The organism is Bacteroides sp. HMSC067B03 (genome assembly GCF_001811315.1).
In the GTDB taxonomy this organism is placed as follows: domain Bacteria; phylum Bacteroidota; class Bacteroidia; order Bacteroidales; family Bacteroidaceae; genus Bacteroides; species Bacteroides faecis.
Map to the genome: position 1 here is coordinate 333,931 of NZ_KV804412.1, position 24,753 is coordinate 358,683.

Here is a 24,753-nt window from a genome sequence, read left to right on the forward strand (position 1 = left end):
GATATGGCACCCAAGACAGAACAGAAGATATATGTAGGCATCGGGCTGGACTTCGAGACCGGAGGGCTGGACTGCCGTGAATGCGCCTGTACACAGATCGCCCTGCAAGCCGTCCGTTTCGACACATGGCAGGTATTCGACCGCTATCAGGCGTATATCGCCCCCTACGGGAAACAGGACGCGGGGCTTCCCCGACGCAAGGTGTTGCGTACCCGCCATGAACAGGCGAAAGAACCGGAATATGTCCCGATGAAGTACGAACAGACGGCATTGGACTATTCCGCCATTACCATGGAGATGCTGCGCACACAGGGTGTGGACATGAAGAAAGTCGCCGGAGAAGTCATCGCCTTCGCCAAACGCAGCACCCTCTCGAAGGGCTATCAGTGCAAGCCCGTGCTGGTCGGACAGAACATCACTTTCGATATCGGATTCCTGCAACAGCTGATGAACTATGCCGGACTGGCCGCCGAGTTTGAAAAGACCTTTTCCGGTACCAAGGACTATTACGGCAACTTCCAGCCGCACTACATCGACACGCTTGTCATGGGACGGTTGGCTTTTGCCGCTGATCCGGAGGTTACTTCGTATAAACTGGAACTGGTAGCCTCAAAATTGGGGGTGGAACTGGACGATGCCCACGATGCGGCTGCGGATGTGACGGCCACGCTTGACATCCTGGGGGTCTATACCTCCCGTCTGCGCCAGACGGAAGGGGCGGCAATCGCTACGCAGAAGAAAGAGAAAACCCGTAAATATTTCAAGATATGAGTATGGACACGAATAAGGAAGCCCAAGGCATTGACCGGGAACAGATTCCCGAGACCATTACATTCCGTACGGCGGACCGGATGACCTACGGGGCGCTGGGCTATGACGGGAACGAACTGATGGCGTTCATATCGGGCTACGACCTGGAAATCAAGTTCAACCTGCGGCTCATCAACTCGCTAGCGGATGCGGAGGCGTGTGCCGATGCGTTGGCCCAGGTATTCTATGACGCATTAATGGAGCAGTTGCTCAATGAAAAGGCGGATTTTGTAAAACCTCCGGGATACAAACCCGCTACTCTTTCAGAAAAGGAAGGAAGAACCGATGTCAGACAAGATAACGAACACGCAGGATAGGCCGGAAGAGAAACCGCTCACGGAGCAGGAGCTGCAATTCTGCAACCTCTATGTGAACGGCGGGCTGGAATATGCCGGACGGCCGAAAAAATGCTTTGTGGAGGTATTCGGTGAGGATACGGTGAAGAACCCGTATGCTTCGGCCAATTACCTGATGAACAAACCGCATGTGCTGGCACATATCAAGGCATTGCTCTCCTCGGAACGGTTCGAGATGGAGACGATGGCTGTAAAGCTGCAGGTGACCGAGACTCTCAAGGCAATCATGGACGAGACGGCCACTTCGGACTATACAGACCGTTTCGGTGTGCCGCTCTCTCCGGCACCGCTCAGGGCCGTGTCGGTCAATGCCGCCAAGGCGCTGATGGATATCTTCCCCATCAGGCACAAGGAGGAGAACCGCCTGCGTATCGAAGGCAGCGACGGCAATGTTATCTTCAATGTAATCGTACCCCAAAATCCTGTAAAAGATGGCGAAGCGGAAACGTAAAATCACTAAGGAAGAAATCGCCTGGTGGGTCTATCTGGCGATGATGATCGCGCTTGTCATCTATGGGTTCCGGGATAGTGCGGCAGCCGAGACTCTGCTGAGGGCTATCAGGGACGCATTCTCACTTTTAATGGAATAAGATATGGAACAACTCAAAGAATTTGTAATGAAGTACTTCAAGATCATTGTCGTGGTACTCTCGTTCTCGCTGACACTGTACATACAGCATGTCAACAACACCGCCCAAATTGCAGAACTGGAAACCAAATGTATCGGTTTGGAAGTGGAAATCAAGAACCAGTATGACCGTATCAACGCCATGAAGCTGGACAAGTCCGTGTTCGAGGCAACCATGATGCAGCTCAACACGGTACAGAATGACCTGCACGAAATCCGTGCCGATATCCGTGAACTTCTCAAATGTCAGGGAACGCACAAGTAAAAACATCGTGGAAAGACCAGTTATGAAAAAGAATGCATACGTTACCATCATCGCTTCGCCTGAACTCTCCGAAATGAGGTTGGACGAACTGGTCGGTCGCCGTGGACTGGTCGTTGAAGACCTCCCGCAGAACCGAAAAAAGAACCGGGGCGGCCTTGTATTGTTGGAAGAAATCTATATGGATGAATTTCTGTGGTTCATCCCCGAAGAATCAGTATCATATGAGTAGATTAAACAGAATACTTCTGGCAACGGTGTTGCTGCTCTGTAGCATCCTCTGGCTGCAGCACCGGCGGACAATACGCCTCACGGAAGAACGCGACCGATTCCGCATGAACAGCACCGCACTGCTTTCCGATGTGAAGCGGATGCAGATCGATTCAGCGACGATGGTCCTCGATGCCAAGGCATTGCGGCTGACTATAGATGAGTATAAAGAGTTCCGTGCCAAGGATGCCGAGACCATCGAAAGGCTAGGCGTGAAAATCAGGAACCTCGAAGTGGCTGCACGGCATGAAGTCGAAGTGAAAGCCCCGATAGATGCCGCCATCCGTGACACGCTCATTATCCGTGATACCGTTCCACTGCTGCGGCAGAAGGTGGAGATGGTTACACCGTATATCCAACTTACCGGGTTGATCGAGAACAAACGGCTCAAAGGCGACATCAAAGTTCCGGTAACCCTCAATCAGGCGGTTTGGGTAGAATACAAGGGATGGTGGTTCTGGAAGCGTGTAAAGGCTATCCATCAGTCCATTTCCAGTGACAACCCGTATGTGGAAATCAGGTATTCGGAATATATACGCATACAGTGAAAGAACATGTGTCTTTTATATGTGAAAAGTTCCTGTGACGCCGGTGCGCCAAGGGACTTTTTGCTTTTAGATGTGTTAAAGGCAGATGAATATTCATGCAATGGTTTCCCCGGGATTAGTTTTCAGGTGAAAAATTAAATAACAGATATATTCATGGCAACAATAAAAGTTAAATTCCGTGCCTCTTCCGTCGAGATGAAGGAAGGCTCGCTCTACTATCAAGTGATTCACAACCGTCTGGCAAGACAAGTACATACCGGCTACAAGCTTTTTCCCTCGGAATGGGATGCCGGCATTTCCGAGATCGTGATGGATTCCGGCACGGAAGGGGGGCGCAGGAATTACCTGCTCTCCGTGAAGACTGCCCTAGCAGAAAACTTGTCCCGTTTGAGAAGCATCATCGCACAGCAGGGATGTTTTTAGAAAGCCTTTCAAGCTCCCGTCCGTGTTTCGAAACGATAAATATCTATGTATCTGACGCATGTATTGTCTCGTTCATCCATAAACCCAAATCGGTTTCCCTTGCGGCATTTTCAAGTCTCTCAAGTAAGACTATTGTTGTCTGTTTTCTTCACTTCTATTCCCTTTCTTGTCGATGTAATACCATTCGTCGCTTTTCCAATAGTGGTATTCTCCGTCCGAACCCGGCACTTCTTTCATTTCTCCCTTGTCGGTTACTTTTGCCTTGCCGTTCTCGAATGGGAAGCCGAAGGCGAAGCGGGGCTTGATGACCGTCCTGCCGCTTTCGTCCGCGTACCCGATACGCCCTCGCTTGTCCACGATACGGTACAATCCCTCGCTGACATAATCGTTGCCATTGTCACATTGAAACACGCCGTAGTGTTTCATGGAACTGCAACCGCATAATAACATTATCACAATTATCGTTGGAATTTTGCTCATTGTCTAAATTTTAAAATATCAGAACCATAAACTATTACCATTCTTCCCGCTCATTGATACACAAAGAAAAGCCAATAGGCTATGCCCAAATTAATCAGAAACAGACCAAGCGGCAATAGTAACTGAAGCCAGAAATAGTTTTTATCCTTTCTTTCAGGATAAAGGCGGTAATAGGCACGCTCCCGCGCTTTGGTAAAGTACTTCTTTTCAATCTTTGAATACACCTCTACTGCTGCCCAGACCAAGCCGACAGACAAAGCTGACGGCAGCCACAACGGTATTACCCAGTATAGGAATCTTATTATAAGAAGCGAAGGGACAACAGCGAAAACCCACAAGAAGATAGCATCCAACGGCATAGACCACCTGTTGTGGATGCGTCGTATGCGACCCGCATAATACAGGTGGTCTATTATGCTGAACTTATATTTCCGTTTGAAAGCCATAGCTGATTTGTTATGTAGGTCGGCGGCATTGCTGCCGCTTTCCCCATTAAGAACTGTACGTGCGACTTTCACCGCATACAGCTCCGATAATTCTAAATTTAATTCTCATAAAATTAAATCGGCTCATAATCATCTTGCGATGACTTGTTTCCGATAAAGTTTTCTTCACGCACGTTGACGGGCACTTTTGAGTTTCCGCCTTTCGAAGTATTCGTCCCATGATGGGTCGAACGGATTGGCCTCGCATCTTATCTTTGTGTGTCGCTTGATTGGAATTTCTGTCAGTTGCTGTAATGTGAACTTATCCTTTATTTCTCCACATACATATTCAAAACCGAAAATCCAATTTCTGCCACCTTTTCGGATAAAATACTTCTTCCTTATCCATTTCCTTGACTTGTCGGTATGTCTGCGATATGACCATCTTTTAAGTTGATTTATTAAGATATGGTCACATCGGCAGAACACCTCCTTTGATACCACATGGCTGTAGTAGTTACCCCATCCCTTTATTATAGGATTGAGTTTCTCTATCAGCTCCTGCTGGGATGATGCCTTACCTTTGGTCAGCACAACCTCATGCAGCTTGTCAGTGAAACGTTTCTGACTTTTCTTTGACGGCTTTATTAACAATGTGCCGTTGTACTTCCGGACATTGAAACCTAAAAAGTCAAATCCGTCACTGATATGTGTTATCAGTGTCTTCTCATCGGATAGGGTAAGTCCTCTTTCCTTTAGAAAAACTGTCAACATTTCCTTTATTTCAAGTAACGTTTTCCTTTTGTCAGCAGTGACAATGAAGTCATCCGCATATCTTACGAGATTGACTTTGGGGCAGTAAAGTTTTCCATTGACATAACTTGCCTTGTACTTCTCTTTGAGCATCCTTTCCATGCCGTCAAGAGTTGCATTTGCAAGTGTCGGTGAAATAATGCCGCCCTGTGGTGTCCCTTCAATAGTCGGTTGAAGCAGTCTGTTGAATACAACTCCACTTTTCAGCCATTTTCTTAATATCTGCCTGTCGATTCGTACGTTATCGAGAAGCCATTCATGGCTGATATGGTCGAAGCAGCCTTTTATGTCTCCCTCCAATATCCATTCGGGAGCGCAATCCCTGCTTAGCCATCTGTGAAGCGCATCTATCGCATCTGCCGTACTTCTGAACTTTCTGAATCCGTAAGAGTTTGCATCCGCTTCACTTTCCGTTATGGGTTCCAATGCCATAAGATACAGTGCCTGCATGGCTCTGTCTTTCATGGTCGGTATTCCCAACGGTCTTGTCTTGCCGTTTGCCTTAGGTATGTTAACTCTTTTCAATGGGAGGGCTTTATATCCTCTCCGTGTCAAAGAACGTATAGCTTCTATTTTATTGGCATCGGTATCCCACTTTATGTGGTCAACCCCTGCCGTGCGTTTACCTTTATTGGAGGTCACTTTCCTTACTGCCAATGCCTTGGCTTCGAACGAAGTGACAAGCAGGTGCTGCAAGGCTTTAACCTTGTTGTACCTCTTTTCTTTATGAGCCTTTGCTATTCGGACTTGCAGCTTTCTGACCTTTCGTTCACATTTGGAGAAGTCAATGCTTTTCCATGTTGTGTTACGCTCGGCTGAAGATGCACACTCGGCTTTCGCCTTGCTCCTTTGCTGTTTCTTCATTTCGTTAAAGTTCTACAATCGTTTCACAAAGAATTACCCTGCGGAAGTCTGCCTGCTTTCGCATGAGGTGACGTTTAAACCTCTATCTTCCGCATTACACGGAAGCGTTCGCTTTCTCCGCAATCCTTTACCCGCACATCATTCGGCTTCTCTTGCGATTGGCTTACCTGCCCGATAAAGGACAGGAGAGATACGGGCTTACCAAGTTCCGTACAAGTAACTTACGACCGACTTAAAGTCCGCCCATCCACCGGCAGTGTTGCATCCGTGTAGTCCTGAAAAAGAGAGAACTATCCTGACTGCCCGCCATTTTGGCTATAGCTTGTAAATATCCGTAAGCTATTCTTTTGTTACGATGGTGCAGCGGTTCACATACGTTACTCATATCGGTCAGCCTAACAGCCTATACATTGGATATTTCTGCATAGAACCATATTGTCAAGAGGGCTTCGCACCAAACAATTACTCGTAAAGCACGCCTCTTTAGGCTACTGTTGACGGAACAACAGGTTCAGACATTATGCTGAACAATTACTTGTACGACTTCTTGTCGCACCCATTTTTACAAAAATACTGTTTTTACGGCAGACAAAGAGCATCCGGCACATTGTTTTTCGGCATAACGTGGTGATTGAGTGGACGAAAAACATTATTTTTGCGTTCGGAATCACGATTATCGGCTATGGCGAGTAGATTTCTGCAAGTATTATTGTCGGCAACTGTAGTGGCTTTCATTGCCGTAGGGTGTGGCAACAGAGGTTTCAATCCTCCGTCTGACGAGGATATGATTCATAATTTCTATGCCCATGAAGATGCGTTTAATGAAATAACCGAAATTCTGTTGAATTGCCCGTATGGCGACATTTACCCTCCGTTCTATCCAATCGGGAGCGCAACGGATTCATTGTGTTTGTCAAGTCTTGGCAATGAAAAATGCACGCGTCTTGATTCCCTGCTTGCATCGGTGGGTGGTAGGAGATTGTATTTCAAAAGCCGGCATACTTTGTGGCAGATTGAACATGGCGATTTTAGCTCAATTCCTCCCATTGAGGAACTGCCCGACACCATTGTTCCAAGCATCTCTATCATTTACTATTCTGCCGGTTGGTCTGTCGGGCCGAGTGTGGACAAGCAGTATGCTTACAGGTTCGCGGAGGACTCAACCTATGCGGTCAATTGGGAACTGAACGACCTGATTGAGCTTGTTAGGAATGATCCGGATGCACCGGGCGGTATGGCATCAAGACACATTGAGGGCGATTGGTATATTGAATTATGGTATGACAAATGATAATTATGCAATGAAAGTTACCGATATATACGAAGCTATGAACAGCAAGGCGGAAGCGTTTTTCGAGTGGTTGCAGGCTCACCCTAAATACGGGTTGCTGTTTGGTGTCGGGTTGCTTGCCCTATGGCTTGCAGGGTTGCTGTTCCGTTGGAAATGGGCATGTGAGTGGCAGTTTCATGGAAAGCTATGGTTCTTTGATGATTGCAAACCCGAAACACGCCGACGGATTAAGATAGTGCTGGTCAGCGTTCTGATTATCCTCATATTGGTCGATTTCTTTGTATGGAGGTGAGAGCATGGATAAGGACAATCGCAAATACCGGTTCTGCTTCATCGACTATATGTGGTATGTAGCCGAAAAATGGAGCGAGCGAGAGCATAACAATCTCAATGGGAGAATGTTGCTTTTCCTATGCTGGCTGTTTGCCACAACCATACCGCTTGGAATACCGCTACTATTTCGCCTTTTCAGTTGGATAATTGCTTTTGCCATAGTAATGATTCTTTGCTTTCTTCCCGACTTATTTTGCCAGCTCCGTTACACAGCCGGGCGGCGTGAAGCGCTCCGTAAATATTACGGAAAGATGAAACACTCCGGCAGGAAGCTCGCCAAAATAGTCCTTATCGTCATCGCCCTGACCGTAGCGAATTTCGCACTAATGTTTCACTTCGGATTTATACATTGGGCATGACAATGCCTGCCACTACCGCCACTGCAATGACAACGGCATAGTACACCTCTATCGCCTTTTTCCAATATAGAGGACGCAAATCAAGTTCTTCTCGGATTTCCATTCTCCAATCAGAAGGTTTGAACTGAAATCCGGAGATGCACCATGCTGCGACAACCGCCCATCCGATCAATATGCCGGTAACTATTTTCTGACCGTTATTCGGGTCGTCTTTTAGCGTAAGTAATGCCACCAAAATTAATGAGAGATAGGGAAGTCCAATTATCCCACCAGCCCGACGCTCCACCCAATCATGCCCCCCTTTCCTTCGCAGCATATCGTAGGCAAGGATGTATGCGGTTTTATGTATCATCGCAATCAAGCGAAATAAATGAGGTCTTCCTGTTTCTGCTCTTTTCATACTTTTGTAGGTTTTAAAATTCCGTATCTTCCGTCCATTCCAGAGAGTCCACCGGACAAAGCCCGGTGTTTCTCACCTCGTACCACCCGGTCAGCAGTACCCTTATGCTGTCCGGCGTATATCCCTTGACCCATGTACATTCGACAAACTTCTGGCTGCCGTCTTGGATTTCATCAAAGGTGGCATGGTTCAATAGCCCTACACGGAACTCTCCTCCCATATCTTCCTCCCTTACCTGCATGACATAGACCGGTTGCCCGTATCGGGATGTGCGACCGTCCTGATTAATCAGATATTGCAAGGCTTCGCTGGGTACTTCCTGACGGGCTCCTACCGTGATATGCAGCGCAAGGTAATCCCTCCACCTTTGCGGAACTTCCGTCCGTGTGTTCTCCACCGGCTCCGCCTTGCGCCCGTCTATCCGCATCAGTGTGCTTGGCAACAGGTACATTTCGGCAATCATCAGAAAGCCGAGGGAGAACAGGAAGAAGTAACATCTGAAGGGGCTGAACCTGCGTCCCTCATAGTGCTGCATGACCGCTTCCCTTCGTGAAAACGGGTATATCCGACCATTCGATAGATAGTGGAGAATTGCGACGATTCCGGCTATCATGGCGACTGTAAACCACTCAAATACCGTGGAGCCGAAAAGGAAATGAGCGGTTGTAAGGAAGATCGGCTCATAGATAAATATCATGATGCAAAGCATCAGCATGGACTCCCCGTCGGGGCGTCTTGGCTCGCCCTTGTAATGCCTCTGTGCCATTTCTCCCAACCAGAACAGGTAGTCGAAGAAATAATAGCGCCGTTGTCGTTCTTGCTCCTTATAGTCCCGTTTCTTCATTCTAAATATAATATTTGGTGGCTAACCGACCTTTAGGGGAGGTTACGCCGTTTGCTATCTACCGTTGTTTGATTTCTTTCGTTTAATATGTCTTTGAATTAAAACAATCAAAAGAGTTGCAATACATCCTAAAGTAAATCCTATGAATCCCCACAAATAAATAGCTAATCGTACATTATCGTAAGATAGTATTTTGAATATCATTTCGGGAAAAGATTCATACAATGGAGCAGTATCGCAATAGTTAATAAAAGCATACAGAAGCAAATATAGGCAACCCATCACAAAACCTGCAATAGGTAGTAATATATGTGCTTTGTTTATTCTTACTTTCATTGTTTCTTCTGATTTATGAGGATAAATAATGTTTGACAGCGTTCCGCTTTAAGCGGTAGTAACTGTCTTTTTAATAAGTCGTGAAATAGATAACTACCAGAATGATGATTATGAGTACCAGCGAAACGGCGTGCCAAAAGCGGTAAGAGGTCGGTCCTAAAAGTTCTAACCAATGATACCCGACCCAACTTTTAGGCTCATAAGTCCATTTCCAGTTTAAGATATTGCCAATCAGTAAAAAAACAAATACTCCGATAAATATTAAAAAGGCAATATCATGATTCTTGTCTAAAAAAACAGATATTTTCTCCGAAAAGTTAGATATAGATTCTTGCATACTATTTCTTTATTTTATAAATGCTTTGGCGGATAATCACCATTAATGGATGTTATCTGCCTTTTCGAGTTATTACAATATCATCATACATCAATAATAAAGGCTGACCGTCTGGTTTATATTCCCTCCAATTTTCAATGCTTGGGTCTTCATAATCCATAATAGTTATATATTCCACGACTTTTTGGTGGCAAATCCGGAAGGCTATGTATGTCATAGCATCCGACATTTTCCAGCCCTTTTTCTTCTATCAGTTTCAACCATCCTAAAGCTTTGTCTATTTGTTGAAGATAGGAAAGTTCCTGTTTATTGCCATTTTTCAAAGCGTCAACAGTTTTAATTCGTTCTTTTTGTAATAACTCAATAATATCTTTCATTCATTTTTAATTATTAACAGGTAATGTTTAGTGGCTAACCGACTGTTCAAGGAAGATTAAACCTCTTTCCGACATCAAGCGGAATATTTACCGAATGACGACGATCCAGCGAATCCGAATAAAGCCTGACTCCTTAAGGAATCACCTGAAATAAGTTGTCTGATAAACTTCCGCTGGCGTGGGGAAAGTGAAGATGGAGTAACCCGCCAACGAGATTCCTTATGTTTCCGGAACATTGAGGCAACCGTATCCTCAAACAGTTTCTGAAATTCAGGATTTTTATAAACAAATATTCGTGAATTGATGATGTAACGGTTGGATTCTTTTGGAAAAATGGGGTCAGAATTACGCAAATAACTTCCTATAGAGTCTTCTTCAACTCTATACAAAAGAACCCGGCTCCATCCTTTGGTAGGATTTTCTTTTAATCTGTATCCGGTTTCATAAGCATAGCCATAATAAGAAGGACCAAGTACATATAACCTTTGGGGGCTGTTATTCTGTATGACAAATTCGGCAGGAATTTCTATCCACATCAGTTTGTTCTCTTTGGAAGAGTAACCGAAAACCGGATAGTGGGCTGTACGGGTTTGGACAATCTCATACTCCCGAATCAGATTCTGCCGGATTATTCTTTTTATCGTTTCGGGAGAAAACATGGAGAATACAATCGGTTTTTCGGATAAGATACTGTATTCTACATTCTTGCTTTTCTGTTCTGTATCCAGTCTGTCTATATTTTCCTCCCTGTATTCTGTTAAAATAAAATCATCGTATTTTTCTGAATAGTCAAATCGGGCATAACCGATACGGAACATATGACCGTCGCAGTATGGGATTCTGATTATAAATCCCTTGTCAGAGACTTCAACGCCTATATCCTCTTCAATCGGGCACTTTCCTGTTAATGGAAAATTTCTTTCACCGATAATCCTTCCATCCCTTGCAAGCTTTATACGGAAAAAAGAAAGTACCGTATCATGTATGATTGAATCAATGGATGTTGTAAGTTCATAAACCTGATTGTTGACATGAACGGTTACTGCATCTGTTGCATTTTTCCCGACATAACGATACTTTATTTTTTTTAATGCACTTTTTCTTTTACCTGTTTCAATCAATCCAGTTTCACATATGAGGTATTTGTAAACAATATCATGTTCCAAGGCTTCTTTTCTGTTATTCTCCCATGCCGGATAGGTAAAGCAAAGAGTTTGTCCGTCATAACGGCTTTGTACCCTTGGCGGAAATAAATCGGGCACTACATTACAGACAAGCGTGTCTTTGTTTACATTCCATGTCCCGGTAAGATAATTTCCACCTTCCCCATCCAAATTGAAAATATTACTGATATATTCAAAAGTTCCATCAGGGACAAGTTTCATCATTGCCCATATATATTCCTCTCCGTCAAAACACAACGTCTGCTGATAGGTTCCTGTCAATGTTGAAACAAGATTTTCTTTTTTGGCTGACAGCCGTTCTGTCTTATTATTGTCAGAGCGGTGCCAGCCATTATATGACTTGGGAAAGTTCCAAACATGAATATTGGTTGGAGTATCGCTCTCAGCGATACACTCTACTTGAAAGCGGAAAGGAGAAGCTGACAATACCTCTAAAACGATGGTATCTCCCCGCAAACATTTGATTGCAAAATTAGCCGTGTCTAACAAAGTTTTATTCTGCGGGTTATTTTTGCAAAACAGATTGTATCTATATTGCGTTACAATATCCTCCTCTTCCTTCATGTCGTTCGTTATATTGCCATGAAAGATGATAGAGTCCCTGTCTGTTTGCCCTTTTATCATTAGAAAGGGGGACAACACCAATATAATGCAAAAAAATATTCTCATCAAAAATAGATATGTAACACTATCTGCAATTATCTACGGCTTTCACGACTGTCTTCTCCTCATGTCTTGACAGGCAGTCCTTCCATTCCGCTCAATTACAAATATATATCATAAGGGCGAAACTTCGGAGCGTTCGGTTTTCCTTTTTTCTATGGTATGCTCTAAAGCAGTTTTTGCGGGTGGCTGTTTGGCCGTTCCCCTTCGGGTCTGGTTTTCCGTCCTGCCCGAAAGTTTCCCGGCGTTTAATCGCTAGTCAGGAATTGAAAAGCAAAACCAAATGCAATAGAAAATCAGACAAAGCCAATGGCGTAAGAATATGATTAGCGACAGCACGAAATGTACCAACAGGATTTTTTCGCTATGCCTGAAACGATAGCAGACAGATGTGATAATGCCGATAATGTCCCAAGCAAGCGCCACCCGACACCCCAAGACATAGTTCTCGAAAGATTTATAAATCCAACCAAATTCTCCTTCACCTATCGGGTAAAGTTCAGGATGCTTCGCGCATTGTATGTAATCACTGATATGCACCCATAACAGAAACAAGCAACATAAACCCCATAATATTCTTGATACAAATTGTAACTTCATCTTGTTTTACTTATCACTTCAAGTTATCGTGAATGGTCTAACTCGATGTACCAGCCTTCCTTGATAGGTTTGTACAGCGTGGTGTCGTTGTACGTCCTTCGGTAGATATCGTTCAGGTCGTCGTGTTCGGTGATACGGATGTTCCGGCGGCTTCTCAATCCGGGATTGTAAACGAAACTCTTGGATGTTCCGCCGTCCACGATGCCATGGGAATAGTACGGCATAACGAGGCTCACATATACCAAATCCGCCGTTTCCCATTCCCTGCGGTCAACAAGGAGGGGCTATAAATGTTAAATCCTGTCCGATTTACCGAAAAAAGTACAGTGTGCCGTTCGTAATGTACCGCACTCTTTTTATATTTGCCTAAGAGACAACTGAATGTAGTGTGTATCTATTGAAAATGAAAGTGAAATAATCATCCATTCCAAAAACAAAAAAAATATGAAGATGATAAGAAGAGCTTTTGCAGTTTTATCGGCAGTGTTTTGTCTGGTAAGTTGTAATAATGAATCTGAACGAATACCCATTTATGTTGAGCCGTGGTATAATTCTGAACCTTTTACAATTCAAGTAGGGAAGTTTAGCGATGTGCTGAAAAGTGAAGATGTAAAAAAACTGCAAAGCACGGCTGATGTAATTCGAGCAGAAATAGATAATACTCCCATTGAAACGCTCTATGTATTGGCGATTAGATTTTATGACTTAGGGCAAAAAGATGATGCCGTTTATTGGTTTTATACGGCACAGTTCCGCCGAAATCTTTACGCCCGTATGATAGAAAATGTAGGGGGTGTAGGAGAACCTGCATTTGAATGTCGGCAGGCGCAATTGGCATTCAATAAACTGTCCGGGAAATGGATTAACGGTTATGCAGGTGGTGTACCGGATAAATGGCTTGAAATACTTGCTCAAGTTATTGATGAAGGTCCCAAAAACGGCTATGTCGGATTGGCTTATCCTAAACTTACCTTTAAGCCGGAAACAGAACAAGCTGCGGTAGCCGAAGAAATAGCGAAAGAATTATCTGAACTGCGACAATATATTATAGACAATCGGGAAGAAATGGCACAAGCCCGTAAAGAAAATGGAATAGAAGGGAAATATTGATTGAATCTGAAAATAGGATATAGATAAACGACCATAAGATGAATATAAACTGGAGAATAATAATTCCTATCGTTCTTTTATTGATTTATGCTTTAGAATTGGCTGACAAATTAATGAAGATGAATATGGAAAAAGCAATCATGGTTGCAGTCAGCTTGTTATTGTATATATCAGCATGTTGCACCAATGTGTTTGCTGGCGGTGACAGAAATCCCGGATGGGCATATTTGCTCGGAGGATGGATTGAAATCTTTTTGGTAAAATGGCCTTCAAAGCTTTTTTATATGGCATGGCTGGCTAATATCGCTTATGGATTTTCTATTAATATGTACTTGTCGGGGAAGAACACTACATTATTATATGTACTTATTATAGTCAGTATATTATTGGCTATGCTTCCGTTGTTTTTTAATAATCCGATATTCGTAGACCCGGAACGGGGCATTGAAAGCACTCTTGGAGTTTTTCATTTGTCAACAGGTTATTATCTTTGGATAGGTAGCTTTTTGACTTTGTTATTGGGCGAAATCGCATTGTTTGTATTAAAAATAAAATAGGATGACTCACTATAATCTACTTCGTATTTTTCCATAAATGCAATCCTTGCCAAAAAGCAGTTTGTTCGGGTGGTTGTTTGGGCGTTCCCCCTTCGGGTCGGGCTTTCCGCTACAAGTCCTCGCTATGCTGTGGCTTTTCCCCTGCAATCCCTAACGTGGGTGAAAGGGTTTTCACTATCTTGCGCTTGCACTTTGACACACGGGGCTTCGGCTGTTCGCCGAAACTTCCCGCGCCCCGTCCCGCCCGAAAGAGTTCCCCGGCGTTTGTCCGGCAGCCGACATTATTCAAGGTAGTATTCTATAATATCTTTTATCAGTAGCTCTTCTCCTTGTTTCCATAATTTCCAGCCTTGTTCACTCTTTATTGTATCGCCTTGTACCTCAAACGGTTTTCGGACTTCTGTATTGTCCTTGAAGCAGACTACCGTCACCATGCGAAGATAGTCTTCCCAAGAGATATAGTAGGTGTCAAAGTCATGCGTTCTTTTCGCTGGAATACCATTTATCCGCATGAGGCTGCGGTTGCGTTGCATCCTGTTTCCATGCATCATAATCTGCCCAGATGAACAGTTGATCCATGCCGTTTTTCCGCTTTCCTCGTTCAGTACAATTTCAGCCCTTCCCGCCATTAAGCCCAACACTCTAAAACGGAGCATGGGAAAAGTGTAGATCAGACTTGCCGTCTCTTCTAAGTATTCATGTATGTTGCTTCCGGATCTCCATGCCAAGGGCATTAACGTATCTGATTCCGAAGAGTAACGATAGTAATATCTGCCATCTTTGCATGAAGCGTTATTCTGTCCGTCCTGCCATTCCTGCGGATTGTCATCCTTCCTTTTCCGCTCGGCAATATCCTTGTCAAACGGATACTGATGCAGTGCAATGCTATCTTCCGGCTCCTTGCACGTTGCTGTCCGGTATAATGGTATGACGGGGTTCTGCTCGGCTATGACCTCCATGAACCCAATACCCAAAGGAGCATATAATCCATTCTTGCGTTGGAACTGGAAATGATTGCCTTGTATGAAAAGGGAGGGAAAATCATCGGAAGCAATCCCCGTTATTATATCCGCTTCGCCAATAACATCCGCTGTCCGTTGGTCTTGTTTGCATGAAGATGTGCAAGCGGACTCATTGTCTGTCGGAGGCATAGGCGGCTTGCAACTCATGACCGATGCAGCCGTCAAAAGTAGTGTTATGATGACGGTTTTCATCTAAGTTTAAGCCCCACCTTCACCATGCCATGTGCAGGTTTGGGTATTATCTTGATAGTTATGCTGTATCCATTGCCCTGATTTCTCACCGTCGGTGTATTGTCCCTCAATGGTTATATAGGGTTTACCCTCCCATGTTGATTCCACACGATACGAACCGTCGAGTTTTCCATTACGGTAGTGGCATGTAGTCTTGCTGCGTATTGCGCGGCCGTCCTCGAAGATTTCCCATTCCTCGCCATCTTTTTTCCCGTCGATATAATGAGATTCAAAAATCTGCTTACCCGTCTTGTTGGCAAAGCGACGTTCCCGCCCGTTCTCCACACTCTGTTTGTACTCCTTTTCTATCTCTATTTTTCCGTTACGGAAATAGGTCTTTACAGTTCCGTCTATCTTGCCTTGTAGTATGGGTGTTTCCTTTCGAGGAGTAACGCCGTCTTGGTAGTATTCCGTGAATGTACCGTTACGCTTGCCCTTGACATATATGCCCGACTCACGCAATACCCCGTCACGGTAGCGATGATAGTCACCGTTTATCATGCCGTCTGAAAGTTTCACGTGTTCTTCGTCAAGCCCTCGTATAATGCGATATTTTCCCTGCAACGGCCGTTTACTGTCTTTTTTATAATATACCGTGCGGTGTGCATCATCCGTCAGGGGCTGCAAATCATTCCATTCTACTGTTCGTTGTGCGGAAACCGTGCCGCAAAGCAACAAAAAAATGTATAGTATCAACATTCTATTCATATGTCGTATATTTTTATTTTTCGAGGTTGATAATGTTCTGTGGCAAACTGACTTTCAGGGGGGGGGTAAACCGCTTATTATATTTATTTCAAAGAAATTTCTCCATTCTTATAGCTTTGCTATAAAATAAAGCATTAATCCAACTATTATATTCACTCTTCAAGTTTACTTTTCACCAATTTCAGGAATTCCTCCTTAGTCATGAACCTGTCGAGAAAATCATTCAGTCGTCCCTCATTGGTTACTTCCGTGAAAAATTCCTCATGATCCGTACTCCAGACGACAGGATTCTCAGGGTCGTTATCTGACAGGCAGATGAGATAGTAATTGGGATAACCGTCCGTATAAAGCAGCTCTACAAAATCCGGAGTGGCACAATTTGAATACTTGATGATTTCACCCAGCTCTGCATTATCCGTAAACCAACCATTCCATTCTTCAAAATCCGGTGTCCCTTTTTGGAATGGCGTAAATGGTCTGGCAACCCAAAACAGTTGGCGGCGAGGTTCTTCATCCAAGGTAAAGAACGTATCTGTCATTTCCTTATAGAACGCCTCCCTGTCAGATTTGAACAACTCCATATGCTCATCCACCCAATCGCCCAAACCTTCAATCGGCTCCGTATCTTCGGCAGCCAGCCAAGGCGTGTCCACCGGTTTAAGAAACAAGGCCGTATCGAATGTAATGGCACAGAGATCCTCTTTCAATGAATTCCCTTTCAGGTTTGCTACGTTGCCGCCCAGTAGCCTGATTCTGTCTGTTATTTCCTTTTTCATGAGTGCCGTATAATTTTGTTATTATTTTTGTTTGAGATTCACATGCCCGGACAGCCATTGGAAATATTTCCAGTCTTCCTTGAAAATCTTTTCCCCTTCGAGCATATAGGCGCGGAGAAGAAATTCAGTTGCATTGGTTTCATCCTCCATTTCCAGATAGTTCTCGCCAAGGCGCAGCAGGATGAAAGGATTGTCTGTCTCTCCGATATTGTAGCATTTGCGGAAAAACTCCAGCGACTTGCCGTAGTTCCCCATCATGAAATGGGCGTCACCGATTGAGCCGGCGAGCCAGAGATATGCTTCCCAGTCTTCCTCCGGTTCAGGAAGGATGTCCAGTGCCTCTTGGAAACAGGAGATGGCTTTCGCGTAATCTTCGCTTTCCATCGCCTCATTTCCCGTTTCTGACAGTTCTTCGATTCTGTCGTACAGTTCATCTGAAAGTTCCATATTCCTCTATTTTTCTTTGATATTCTTTGATGCCCACATCCCGATATCCTGCTTGCTCAATGCCGCAGCCATCAGGTCGGGGAATTTGTCAGGCGTACAGGCAAATGTGGGAACACCCAGACCGGCAAGATACTCGGCATTACGCTTGTCGTAGCAGGGCGCCCCGTCATCGTTCAGGGCCGGAAGCACAATCAGCTGCACACCGCTGGCCACAATGGAAGCGAAACGCTTGCACATCTCCTTCTCGTCACCGCCTTCATAGAGGTCGGTCACCAGTACCAGCACAGTGTCCTGCGGCCGTGTGATCACACCCTGACAGTAAGTCAGGGCCCTGGCTATGTCGGTTCCTCCGCCGAGCTGGACACCGAACAACAGGTCAACCGGGTCCTGCAGGTCATCGGTAAGGTCAACGACCGAAGTGTCGAACACCACCATACGCGTATTGACGGACGGCAGGGAGGCCAGTACCGAACCGAAGATGCCGGAATATACGACAGAGGTTCCCATCGAACCGCTTTGGTCGAGGCAGAGAATGATGTCCTTCAGAGCCTTGCATTTGCGGCCGTAGCCTATCCTGACTTCCGGAATGACGGTCTTGTACTGCGGCTGGTAGTTCTTCAGGTTCTTTATGATGGTCGTCTTCCAGTCTATCTCGTTGTAACGGGGATTGCGCCTTCTCGCCGAACGGTTCAAAGCACCGGTGACGGCCTGCTGGGTCGGGGAAGAGAGCTTCCGCAGCAGGTCATCCACGACCTTGCGTACAACCTGACGGGCCATGTCCTTGTTCTTTTCGGGAATGGCCCTGCCGAGTGACATCAGTGTAGCTACCAGATGTACGTCAGGGACAACCGTTGCCAGCATCTCCTTCTCGGTAAGCAGCGAATCGATATGCAGACGCTTGATGGCATCCCTCTGGATGACCTGCACGACGGTCTGTGGGAAAAACTCCCGGATATCGCCAAGCCAGCGGCTTACCTTTGGGACCGACGACCCGAGTCCGCCGCGGCGGTCACTGTCATAGACGGCTTCCAGCGAACTGTCAAGGCGCTGTTCCTCCACCGTCAGCGTTACACCCGTCCCGTCAGCGGCGTTCCCGCCAAGAGCCATACGCCATCTTTTCAAATATTCTGTTTCCATGTTCTGTTCCTTTTTTATCCGATTCCCAGAAGTCTGCCGAGCAGGGGTATTACTTTGGATGCATCCCCGTCATTGCAGGAATGTTCCCCGGTGGCGGTTCCGGTATCGGTTCCGTTCAGTTCGAATCCTTTGGCCTTCTCGCCGAGCTTGCGGCGCTCGGCCGTGGTGAAATTGCTGAATGTGCGTCTGATCACCGGCAGCAGTTCTATGAAATTCGCGTCGCTCAGGCCGCAGAGCCAGCCGTTCACGAGCTGCCACAGGTTGTCGTCCAGCAGCAGTACCGAACCTGATGCACGCAGAAATCCCTCGAACCAGTATGCGATGTCGGAAGGTGCGTTGCCCACCGATGAATAGAAGCTCAAGGTGTCACGCATCTCTTCACGCGATATCCTGCCCTTGTCGTAGAGTATGCGTGCCGCGTACCCGGAGAGCAGCGGATGCGCTCCCGATGAATTGCGGATCTGCTGCACGAACCCGTACCACATGCCGTTCAGCTCTTCGTCATCAAGCGTGGAGACGGCATAGTCGGTAGCCGACAGGTGTTCAAGAAGTTCTCCGGCTGCCTCTTCGTCGATGTTGATGCAGACGAGCAGACCTCCTGCAAGGATACGTGCCACCATGGCCCGGAGCATGTTGCCCACCTTGCTGAAATCCAAATTGCGGACATCGCCGTAACGGACGATGTTCACCAGGTCGGGAACCGCTTCCATCATCTCCACAATGTCTGTGGATGCCGCCGACAGACGGTCAAGACGGATGGTCATCGCCTCCACAAGTTCCGGAAGGTTGGCCGGAATGACCCGGTCAAGAAGTCCCGTCAGTTCAGGGATTCTGGTGATTCCGGTCATGCGGTCGGAGACGTACTTCTGCACGGCTTCCTCCACGGTATTGCCCCAGACGGCCCGTTCTATGATGCAGACAATCTGTTCCGGCCTGTGGTAAAGACTCCATTTTTCCTTGAATGTACCCTTGCCGCCTGCGGTTTCAGGCTTGGCCCAGTCTATGTCAAGCAGGGCCAGGCGGTGGAAGAACAGGCTGCGTTCCAGGTCGGTCTCCTTGCGTAGGTCAAGTGTCATCTCCTTAATTTCCGCCGTGAAAGGGACACGCAGACGTTTCTGCTGCCGTTCCACGTCAATCAGGAGAGGGACTTTGGGCACCGCTTCCGGAACTTTGCCCAGCCGGTTGCCCACGATGAGCGATTCCCTGACGAGCTGCAGCAGCATGTCGTCCCCGAAGCCCATTACGGTGGTCACCGCCTCGTTGTATTCCTCAAGCGTCGGGGCGGGCAGACCACGCAACGCCGCTGTCGTTTGCGCCAGACGGACTGTCTCGATTACGTGGGCCACCGAGATGTCCATGTCCTTCTTCCTCAGAAGGGCCGCTATACGGCTGACCCACCAGGTGCCGTCATCATCCGGATGATGCCACAGGTAATGGTACCATCCCGGAGAATCTATGCCGGCCCCGTAACCGCTGCGGAAGGTAAGCCTGTCATACGTCCACGGAATCCACGTGCATTCCGCCTTTACCTTCGGGAGCCCTTTCAGCAGCTCGTTGTCGTCCTTCACCTTCGGCATGTTCTCCAGTGCCGGGACATGCCATGCCCCGCAGATTACAGCTATGCGTTCGAAAGGCTCCTTCTGGGCCGCCCGTATCATGCGGCGCATCCACGCTTCACGGACAAGGTCCCTGCGGGAGGTATGTTCCGGGAGGGCTTCCCTGAGTGCGGTCACAGCTTCCTTGACGGCCTCGAAGATGCCGCTGCCGTCCCTGCGCTGTTCTATGTTCATGTTCCACCACGATTCACCGTCCGGATAGCTGGCAGCTTCTGCCAGCAGGTCAAACGGATCACCCGGCTGTTCATTGGCTTCATCATCCGCTTCTGCAGGCTCGCTGCCATCCTTCCTTTCCGCTTCGAAGGCAAGGGAATGGGCAAGCGGGAGATCGAAGAAGCGTAAGGTGACATTCTCCCGGAGAGCATAGCGCAAAGCCTGCCATTCCGGCGAGAAGTCGGCAAACGGATAGAATACGGCATTCTGCGGCGCATCGGGCTGATAGCCGAGCAGGGCTACCGGAGGCTTCATCTGCCCGTCGGAGACGAACGGCATGAGAGCCTCGGCCTCCGCCGGTCCCTCAAGCAGTATGAGGTCGGGACGGATACGCTCAAGTTCCTGCAGGATGTTCCGGCAGGAGCCCGGCCCGTGATGACGTATTCCCAATAGATGAATGTCTGTCATATTACTTGTCTCATGCAAAATGCGTCAATCAAATCATATCTCTTGAAGCCCTGTAGATGTCTTTCCAGCCCTCACGGTTCTTGACCACCGTCTCCATGTATTCCTGCCATACCACTTTGTCCTGCACAGGGTCTTTCACCACGGCACCGAGGATACCTGAAACAAGGTCCTCCGCATGGATCTGGCCGTCACCGAAATAGCCGGCCATGGCAAGGCCGTTGTTCACCACGGATATGGCTTCGGCCGTACTCAGTGTGCCGCTCGGGCTCTTGAGCTTCGTCTTGCCGTCACCGGTGGCTCCCTGACGCAGCTCACGGAAAATGGTGACGACACGGCGGATTTCATCAAGGGCAGGTTTCTCTGCCGGCAGTTGCATCACTTTCTCGAAGCTCTCCACGCGGCGGCGTACAATGTCAACTTCTTCCTCAAGCGTGTCGGGCAACGGGAGGATGACCGTGTTGAAACGGCGTTTCAGTGCGCTTGAAAGGTCATTCACACCTTTATCCCTGTTGTTGGCCGTGGCTATGATGTTGAATCCGCGGATGGCCTGCACCTCCTTGTTCAGCTCGGGGATGGGCAGGGTCTTCTCCGAAAGGATGGTGATGAGCGTATCCTGCACGTCAGAACCGATACGGGTAAGCTCCTCGATGCGGCCGATCTTGCCTTCCTGCATCGCCTTCATCACCGGGGTCTGCACCAGGGCACCCTCACTCGGCCCCTCGGCGAGAAGACGGGCATAGTTCCAGCCATAGCGGATGGCCTCTTCTCCCGTTCCGGCGGTACCCTGTACTATCAGCGTCGAATCGCCGGATATGGCTGCTGCCATGTGCTCGCTGACCCAGCTCTTGGCCGTACCGGGAAGACCGTACAGAAGCAGCGCCCGGTCGGTGACAAGGGTGGCCACGGCAATCTCCATCAGGCGGCGGTTGCCTATGTATTTCGGTGAAACCTCGAAACCGTTCTTCAGTGTCCCGCCCATGAGGTAGGTGACCACGGATTGGGGTGACATCTCCCAGTTTTCGGGAATCGGGTTGGTCTCGTTCTTTTTCAGTTCATGAAGTTCCTCTGCAAACTGTTGCTCGGCATGTTGTCTCAGTAAAGTGCTCATATGAATATCAATATTTATTTTTCATTTAACAAAGTGTCTGTTTCAGATTTAAGATCCATGAATTCCAGCATCTTCGAGCAGAACTCGTTCATGGACGGCGAAGCCTCCGCCGAAGAGGCGGCCTTGGCCTCGATCAGGTTCCTTAGATGCGACGGGATATGCATGGCAAGCCGTTCCGCCATGTCTGCGGCATAATACAGGTAATCCTTCTTCAGTATCCATGACAGGACGCTGGAAGAGAATTTCGGCCCCCATGCCTCGTAGTCGTTGCCGTACCATGAGTCGGGTATGAATCCGAAATCCCGGACCGTTTCCGGCCAGCTGATTTCCTCCCGCTGGGAGGGGGTGAGCATCGCCACGAGTTCCGGCTTGCGCAGATAGGAAGGGGCTTCCTTCAGGGTGTGGAAAGCCCACAGCCCGTCCGAGAAGTTGAGTATCGGGTCTTCCAGCTCCAGGAACTTCTTGAAAGGAGGATGCTTGGCGAATTTTCTCGCTGCCTCTTCCTTACCGCAGCCATATACCTCGCACCAGAAACTCAACGGCACCCGTTCGGCGAGCTGTCTCAGGATGAATTCGGAATCGCCCTCTTTCTTGTTGGAGCTTACCTCGGACAGCCCCATGGCCTTTATCTCCGGGGTGTATCCGATCTCGTCGTATGACCATCCGGTAAGCATGTTGTGTCTGATATGTCCACGCAGGAGTTCGCAGCAGCGCGTCACCATGGCTGAATCGGGAATCATGCACAGAAGTTTCTGTGCCGTTTCCTTGACAATGGAGCTGCGGTCCGACTCCAGCACTTCTTGGATGAAGGGCTCGTCGGTCTTGCTGATGTTTGTCCGGAGACATTCAAGCAGCTCGTTGCGCTGGTTGGCCGGTTCGCTCTTCCAGTCTTTCCGCAGCAGTTCAAGGGCTGCGGCAGGATCCTGCTGCCTGAATCTGGCAAGCATCTCCTTACGCTCGCCGTGGGTGGCCGTGTCCCAGGAATCGGTGGTCCCGCATTCCTCTCCGGCAAGGCCCATCTGCCTGATCAGCCACAAGCCTCTGTTCCCGACGAGATTTTTCAGCAGCCTGCGTTCTTCAAACCGCAACGGGTTGTTGCGGTCATAGGCACGCCGGATAAGCGGCTGGAGGCATTCGGGTGAAATGATTTTTCCCGACCCCTGCGCCAGACGGTAGGCATAGGCCAGCATATAGCGTGTACCGTGGAGTCTGGAAAAGAGCTGGCTCCGGTCCTTGTCGAAATACGGCAGTTCCTCTTCCGGGGCTGTTTCCACGGGGACAATGCCTTCCGCTCCGGCCGGTTCCCATCCGGCACGCCTGTAGGCGAAGGCGGATGCGGCTGTCATGTACAGGAACGATTCCGTGTCTTCGGCTTTCCCGCGGATTCCGTCAACCAGAGTCTGAAGGGACTCGGGAAAGGCTCCTGGAACGAATTCACGGTTGGCTGTTCCAAGCAGTGCAGCCTGTATGATAGGTTCAGTTACGTTCATCTCTCCAAGTATGATATTCTTTGTTGTACCAGATGGATTTCAGTTCCCATATATCCCCGTTTACAATGACCAGCGAGGCGAACGGATTGCCGCCGGTAATGGCGAGGATGTCTATGTAGGTTTCCTCGGGCATCGCCACACGGACGGCATTGCCCGCGTTGTCCAGCATCGTGTAGTCTTTCCCGTTACGGGCAACCCTCACGTCATCCACAAGCAGGGGGACGTCCTCGGAAAACGGATTCGTCAGCATGGCCGTGCGGTACACCGCGGCAGCCTGCTTCAGGTCAGGGCTGCACGCCGGCACAAAGTTTTCTTCCGCGAGTACGGACTCCCGGAACAATGCACGCCGGCATGTACCCGTGCCGTTGTAAAAGCATAGCGCCCCTTTATAGGCACTGCCCGGAATCCAGTTCTCGGTAGAAAAGGTACCGGCAACGGCAAAACTCAGGTATCTGGCGAAAAGCCCGCTTTCCTTTCCGTAAAACCAGTAGATGTCGGTATTGACATCGTTGACTTTACGGGACTGCTTGTGAAGCACGAGCCAACTGTCTGCCACCGGCTCTCCGGCAAGGACGTTGTCCTTGGACTGCGGATATCCGATCTGCGTGCGTATCTCGTCCTTCCATTCTTCGGGAAGGCCGTCCATGTTTCTGTAGCTCTGCATGAGCAGGTACAGCCTGCCCATGCTTTCCGTCAGGTCGGATTTCCAGCTTTCCGAGTCGAAGTCTATAGCCTCCATGGCTCTCAGTCTCCCCGCAAGTCCCGGTGCCTGGGCGTCCACCATCCTCCGGGCCATGTTGTCAAACAGGGTATAGGCACGTTCCGGAACATTCAGGAATCCGTTGCGCACCAGGTCCTTCATCCATACCTCAAGGTCGGATATGCCTCCCAGTACCTTCTGGTGCCGTTTCTCCTGCCTCTTGGCCTGGGCCGCTTCATCCACAGGGGTTTCGCTTTTGGCTTTCTGCTCCTTCTTTTCGGCCTTCTCCGTTCTTTTGGCAAGCCACGCCGTCACCCATTCCGGCTCTTCCGCCTGCGTGAACTGGTCAGGCTGGCGGGCGTACAGCAACAGCAGGCCAAGCCCATGCTTGCACGGGAATTTGCGGCTCGGGCAGGAACACTTGAACGCAATATCATTCAAGTCTATCACCGTCTGATAGGGATTCTTTCCGCTTCCCTGGCAATGACCCCAGACGGCACGTCCGCTGCATTCCCTCAGTACCCATTTGCTCAAGGTCGCAAGTCCTTTGCCGGCCTTTACAGACGAGTCGTCGGGAGCGAGCTGCAATATCTGTTCTTCTGTCAAGTTCAATGGCATACGCAACAA

Annotated in this window: 31 protein-coding genes and 1 pseudogene; 13 read left to right on the forward strand and 19 right to left on the reverse strand. The window is 48.1% G+C overall.

Features of this window, described 5'->3' with window-relative positions:
* The first annotated feature begins 3 nt into the window (after positions 1 to 3).
* The 8 genes from HMPREF2794_RS20435 to HMPREF2794_RS20465 all read left to right on the forward strand — a co-directional run bounded on the left by HMPREF2794_RS20435 (position 4) and on the right by HMPREF2794_RS20465 (position 3,297).
* Entirely contained in the window at positions 4 to 771 is a 768-nt protein-coding gene (locus HMPREF2794_RS20435) for a 3'-5' exonuclease (protein WP_070752444.1), read from the forward strand.
* Complete coding sequence (locus HMPREF2794_RS20440; RefSeq protein ID WP_009316565.1) at positions 768 to 1,127, forward strand: hypothetical protein; 360 nt, start codon at positions 768 to 770, stop codon at positions 1,125 to 1,127. Before HMPREF2794_RS20435 ends, HMPREF2794_RS20440 begins: the two co-directional genes overlap by 4 nt.
* Complete coding sequence (locus HMPREF2794_RS20445) at positions 1,096 to 1,617, forward strand: hypothetical protein (RefSeq protein ID WP_009316566.1); 522 nt, start codon at positions 1,096 to 1,098, stop codon at positions 1,615 to 1,617. The genes HMPREF2794_RS20440 and HMPREF2794_RS20445 overlap by 32 nt, the downstream gene beginning before the upstream one ends.
* A complete protein-coding gene (locus HMPREF2794_RS29070) occupies positions 1,598 to 1,756 on the forward strand; it encodes a hypothetical protein (protein ID WP_008860769.1) in 159 nt (52 codons plus the stop codon). Before HMPREF2794_RS20445 ends, HMPREF2794_RS29070 begins: the two co-directional genes overlap by 20 nt.
* Positions 1,757 to 1,759: 3 nt before the next feature.
* On the forward strand, positions 1,760 to 2,059 hold the full coding sequence (locus tag HMPREF2794_RS20450) for a hypothetical protein (protein ID WP_004322861.1): 300 nt from the start codon (positions 1,760 to 1,762) through the stop codon (positions 2,057 to 2,059).
* A 22-nt stretch (positions 2,060 to 2,081) separates the two neighbouring features.
* Entirely contained in the window at positions 2,082 to 2,288 is a 207-nt protein-coding gene (locus HMPREF2794_RS20455; RefSeq protein ID WP_008860768.1) for a hypothetical protein, read from the forward strand.
* Entirely contained in the window at positions 2,281 to 2,874 is a 594-nt protein-coding gene (locus HMPREF2794_RS20460; protein WP_008860767.1) for a DUF6549 family protein, read from the forward strand. The genes HMPREF2794_RS20455 and HMPREF2794_RS20460 overlap by 8 nt, the downstream gene beginning before the upstream one ends.
* A gap of 153 nt (positions 2,875 to 3,027) precedes the next feature.
* Positions 3,028 to 3,297, forward strand: coding sequence for an Arm DNA-binding domain-containing protein (locus HMPREF2794_RS20465; RefSeq protein WP_070752446.1), 270 nt, complete (start codon positions 3,028 to 3,030; stop codon positions 3,295 to 3,297).
* A 129-nt stretch (positions 3,298 to 3,426) separates the two neighbouring features.
* Here the strand turns inward: HMPREF2794_RS20465 and HMPREF2794_RS20470 are convergent, their stop codons facing one another.
* From HMPREF2794_RS20470 to ltrA, 3 genes are all read right to left on the reverse strand, one after another.
* Positions 3,427 to 3,777 (reverse strand): WG repeat-containing protein, encoded by a 351-nt coding sequence (locus HMPREF2794_RS20470; RefSeq protein WP_009316569.1) that lies wholly within the window; start codon positions 3,775 to 3,777, stop codon positions 3,427 to 3,429.
* A 50-nt stretch (positions 3,778 to 3,827) separates the two neighbouring features.
* The gene (locus HMPREF2794_RS20475) at positions 3,828 to 4,223 is read right to left on the reverse strand and encodes a hypothetical protein (protein WP_009316570.1); all 396 of its coding nucleotides are present in this window, start codon (positions 4,221 to 4,223) and stop codon (positions 3,828 to 3,830) included.
* 165 nt (positions 4,224 to 4,388) lie between these two features.
* Positions 4,389 to 5,879 (reverse strand): group II intron reverse transcriptase/maturase, encoded by a 1,491-nt coding sequence (gene ltrA, locus HMPREF2794_RS20480; protein ID WP_070752448.1) that lies wholly within the window; start codon positions 5,877 to 5,879, stop codon positions 4,389 to 4,391.
* Between the two features lie 682 nt (positions 5,880 to 6,561).
* Here ltrA and HMPREF2794_RS20485 point away from each other — a divergent pair.
* Genes HMPREF2794_RS20485 through HMPREF2794_RS20495 form a run of 3 tightly spaced genes read left to right on the forward strand, consistent with a single transcriptional unit; the run spans position 6,562 to position 7,862 of the window.
* Positions 6,562 to 7,170: a DUF4948 family protein gene (locus tag HMPREF2794_RS20485; RefSeq protein ID WP_009316571.1), complete on the forward strand. Its 609-nt coding sequence runs from the start codon at positions 6,562 to 6,564 to the stop codon at positions 7,168 to 7,170.
* A gap of 10 nt (positions 7,171 to 7,180) precedes the next feature.
* Positions 7,181 to 7,462: an Imm17 family immunity protein gene (locus HMPREF2794_RS20490; RefSeq protein ID WP_009316572.1), complete on the forward strand. Its 282-nt coding sequence runs from the start codon at positions 7,181 to 7,183 to the stop codon at positions 7,460 to 7,462.
* A 4-nt stretch (positions 7,463 to 7,466) separates the two neighbouring features.
* Positions 7,467 to 7,862: a hypothetical protein gene (locus HMPREF2794_RS20495; protein ID WP_070752495.1), complete on the forward strand. Its 396-nt coding sequence runs from the start codon at positions 7,467 to 7,469 to the stop codon at positions 7,860 to 7,862.
* Here the strand turns inward: HMPREF2794_RS20495 and HMPREF2794_RS20500 are convergent.
* The 7 genes and pseudogenes from HMPREF2794_RS20500 to HMPREF2794_RS20530 form a co-directional block, all read right to left on the reverse strand.
* A complete protein-coding gene (locus HMPREF2794_RS20500; RefSeq protein ID WP_018665651.1) occupies positions 7,846 to 8,214 on the reverse strand; it encodes a hypothetical protein in 369 nt (122 codons plus the stop codon). The genes HMPREF2794_RS20495 and HMPREF2794_RS20500 overlap by 17 nt on opposite strands.
* A 61-nt stretch (positions 8,215 to 8,275) precedes the next feature.
* Entirely contained in the window at positions 8,276 to 9,106 is an 831-nt protein-coding gene (locus HMPREF2794_RS20505; protein WP_070752450.1) for a hypothetical protein, read from the reverse strand.
* Between the two features lie 54 nt (positions 9,107 to 9,160).
* On the reverse strand, positions 9,161 to 9,442 hold the full coding sequence (locus HMPREF2794_RS20510; RefSeq protein WP_070752452.1) for a hypothetical protein: 282 nt from the start codon (positions 9,440 to 9,442) through the stop codon (positions 9,161 to 9,163).
* 70 nt (positions 9,443 to 9,512) lie between these two features.
* Positions 9,513 to 9,779, reverse strand: a complete 267-nt coding sequence (locus HMPREF2794_RS29995) for an immunity 17 family protein (protein WP_070752454.1) — start codon at positions 9,777 to 9,779, stop codon at positions 9,513 to 9,515.
* 149 nt (positions 9,780 to 9,928) lie between these two features.
* Positions 9,929 to 10,156, reverse strand: a complete 228-nt coding sequence (locus HMPREF2794_RS20520) for a hypothetical protein (RefSeq protein ID WP_246839626.1) — start codon at positions 10,154 to 10,156, stop codon at positions 9,929 to 9,931.
* 74 nt (positions 10,157 to 10,230) lie between these two features.
* Positions 10,231 to 11,964 carry a hypothetical protein gene (locus HMPREF2794_RS20525; protein ID WP_139147278.1) on the reverse strand — a complete coding sequence of 578 codons (1,734 nt, stop codon included), beginning with the start codon at positions 11,962 to 11,964 and terminating at the stop codon, positions 10,231 to 10,233.
* 662 nt (positions 11,965 to 12,626) lie between these two features.
* Positions 12,627 to 12,884 (reverse strand): annotated as a pseudogene (locus HMPREF2794_RS20530) (DUF4948 family protein); the annotation flags it as partial.
* 163 nt (positions 12,885 to 13,047) lie between these two features.
* Here HMPREF2794_RS20530 and HMPREF2794_RS20535 point away from each other — a divergent pair.
* Together HMPREF2794_RS20535 and HMPREF2794_RS20540 are read left to right on the forward strand one after the other, a co-directional pair.
* Entirely contained in the window at positions 13,048 to 13,713 is a 666-nt protein-coding gene (locus HMPREF2794_RS20535; protein ID WP_083312142.1) for a hypothetical protein, read from the forward strand.
* Positions 13,714 to 13,751: 38 nt separating this feature from the next.
* Positions 13,752 to 14,270: a hypothetical protein gene (locus HMPREF2794_RS20540; RefSeq protein ID WP_139147279.1), complete on the forward strand. Its 519-nt coding sequence runs from the start codon at positions 13,752 to 13,754 to the stop codon at positions 14,268 to 14,270.
* 281 nt (positions 14,271 to 14,551) lie between these two features.
* Here the strand turns inward: HMPREF2794_RS20540 and HMPREF2794_RS20545 are convergent, their stop codons facing one another.
* The 9 genes from HMPREF2794_RS20545 to HMPREF2794_RS20585 form a co-directional block, all read right to left on the reverse strand.
* Positions 14,552 to 15,484 (reverse strand): hypothetical protein, encoded by a 933-nt coding sequence (locus HMPREF2794_RS20545; protein WP_004328511.1) that lies wholly within the window; start codon positions 15,482 to 15,484, stop codon positions 14,552 to 14,554.
* 6 nt (positions 15,485 to 15,490) lie between these two features.
* A complete protein-coding gene (locus HMPREF2794_RS20550; protein ID WP_070752460.1) occupies positions 15,491 to 16,231 on the reverse strand; it encodes a toxin-antitoxin system YwqK family antitoxin in 741 nt (246 codons plus the stop codon).
* A gap of 152 nt (positions 16,232 to 16,383) precedes the next feature.
* The gene (locus HMPREF2794_RS20555) at positions 16,384 to 17,007 is read right to left on the reverse strand and encodes a hypothetical protein (RefSeq protein WP_070752462.1); all 624 of its coding nucleotides are present in this window, start codon (positions 17,005 to 17,007) and stop codon (positions 16,384 to 16,386) included.
* Positions 17,008 to 17,028: 21 nt separating this feature from the next.
* Complete coding sequence (locus tag HMPREF2794_RS20560; protein ID WP_070752464.1) at positions 17,029 to 17,454, reverse strand: tetratricopeptide repeat protein; 426 nt, start codon at positions 17,452 to 17,454, stop codon at positions 17,029 to 17,031.
* A 6-nt stretch (positions 17,455 to 17,460) separates the two neighbouring features.
* On the reverse strand, positions 17,461 to 18,591 hold the full coding sequence (locus HMPREF2794_RS20565) for a VWA domain-containing protein (protein ID WP_070752466.1): 1,131 nt from the start codon (positions 18,589 to 18,591) through the stop codon (positions 17,461 to 17,463).
* A 14-nt stretch (positions 18,592 to 18,605) separates the two neighbouring features.
* A complete protein-coding gene (locus HMPREF2794_RS20570; protein ID WP_070752468.1) occupies positions 18,606 to 20,828 on the reverse strand; it encodes a DUF5682 family protein in 2,223 nt (740 codons plus the stop codon).
* Between the two features lie 28 nt (positions 20,829 to 20,856).
* Positions 20,857 to 21,936, reverse strand: coding sequence for an ATP-binding protein (locus tag HMPREF2794_RS20575; RefSeq protein ID WP_070752471.1), 1,080 nt, complete (start codon positions 21,934 to 21,936; stop codon positions 20,857 to 20,859).
* Between the two features lie 14 nt (positions 21,937 to 21,950).
* The gene (locus HMPREF2794_RS20580) at positions 21,951 to 23,426 is read right to left on the reverse strand and encodes a DUF5691 domain-containing protein (RefSeq protein WP_070752473.1); all 1,476 of its coding nucleotides are present in this window, start codon (positions 23,424 to 23,426) and stop codon (positions 21,951 to 21,953) included.
* A complete protein-coding gene (locus HMPREF2794_RS20585; protein WP_070752475.1) occupies positions 23,413 to 24,744 on the reverse strand; it encodes an SWIM zinc finger family protein in 1,332 nt (443 codons plus the stop codon). Before HMPREF2794_RS20585 ends, HMPREF2794_RS20580 begins: the two co-directional genes overlap by 14 nt.
* Between the last annotated feature and the right edge of the window lie 9 nt (positions 24,745 to 24,753).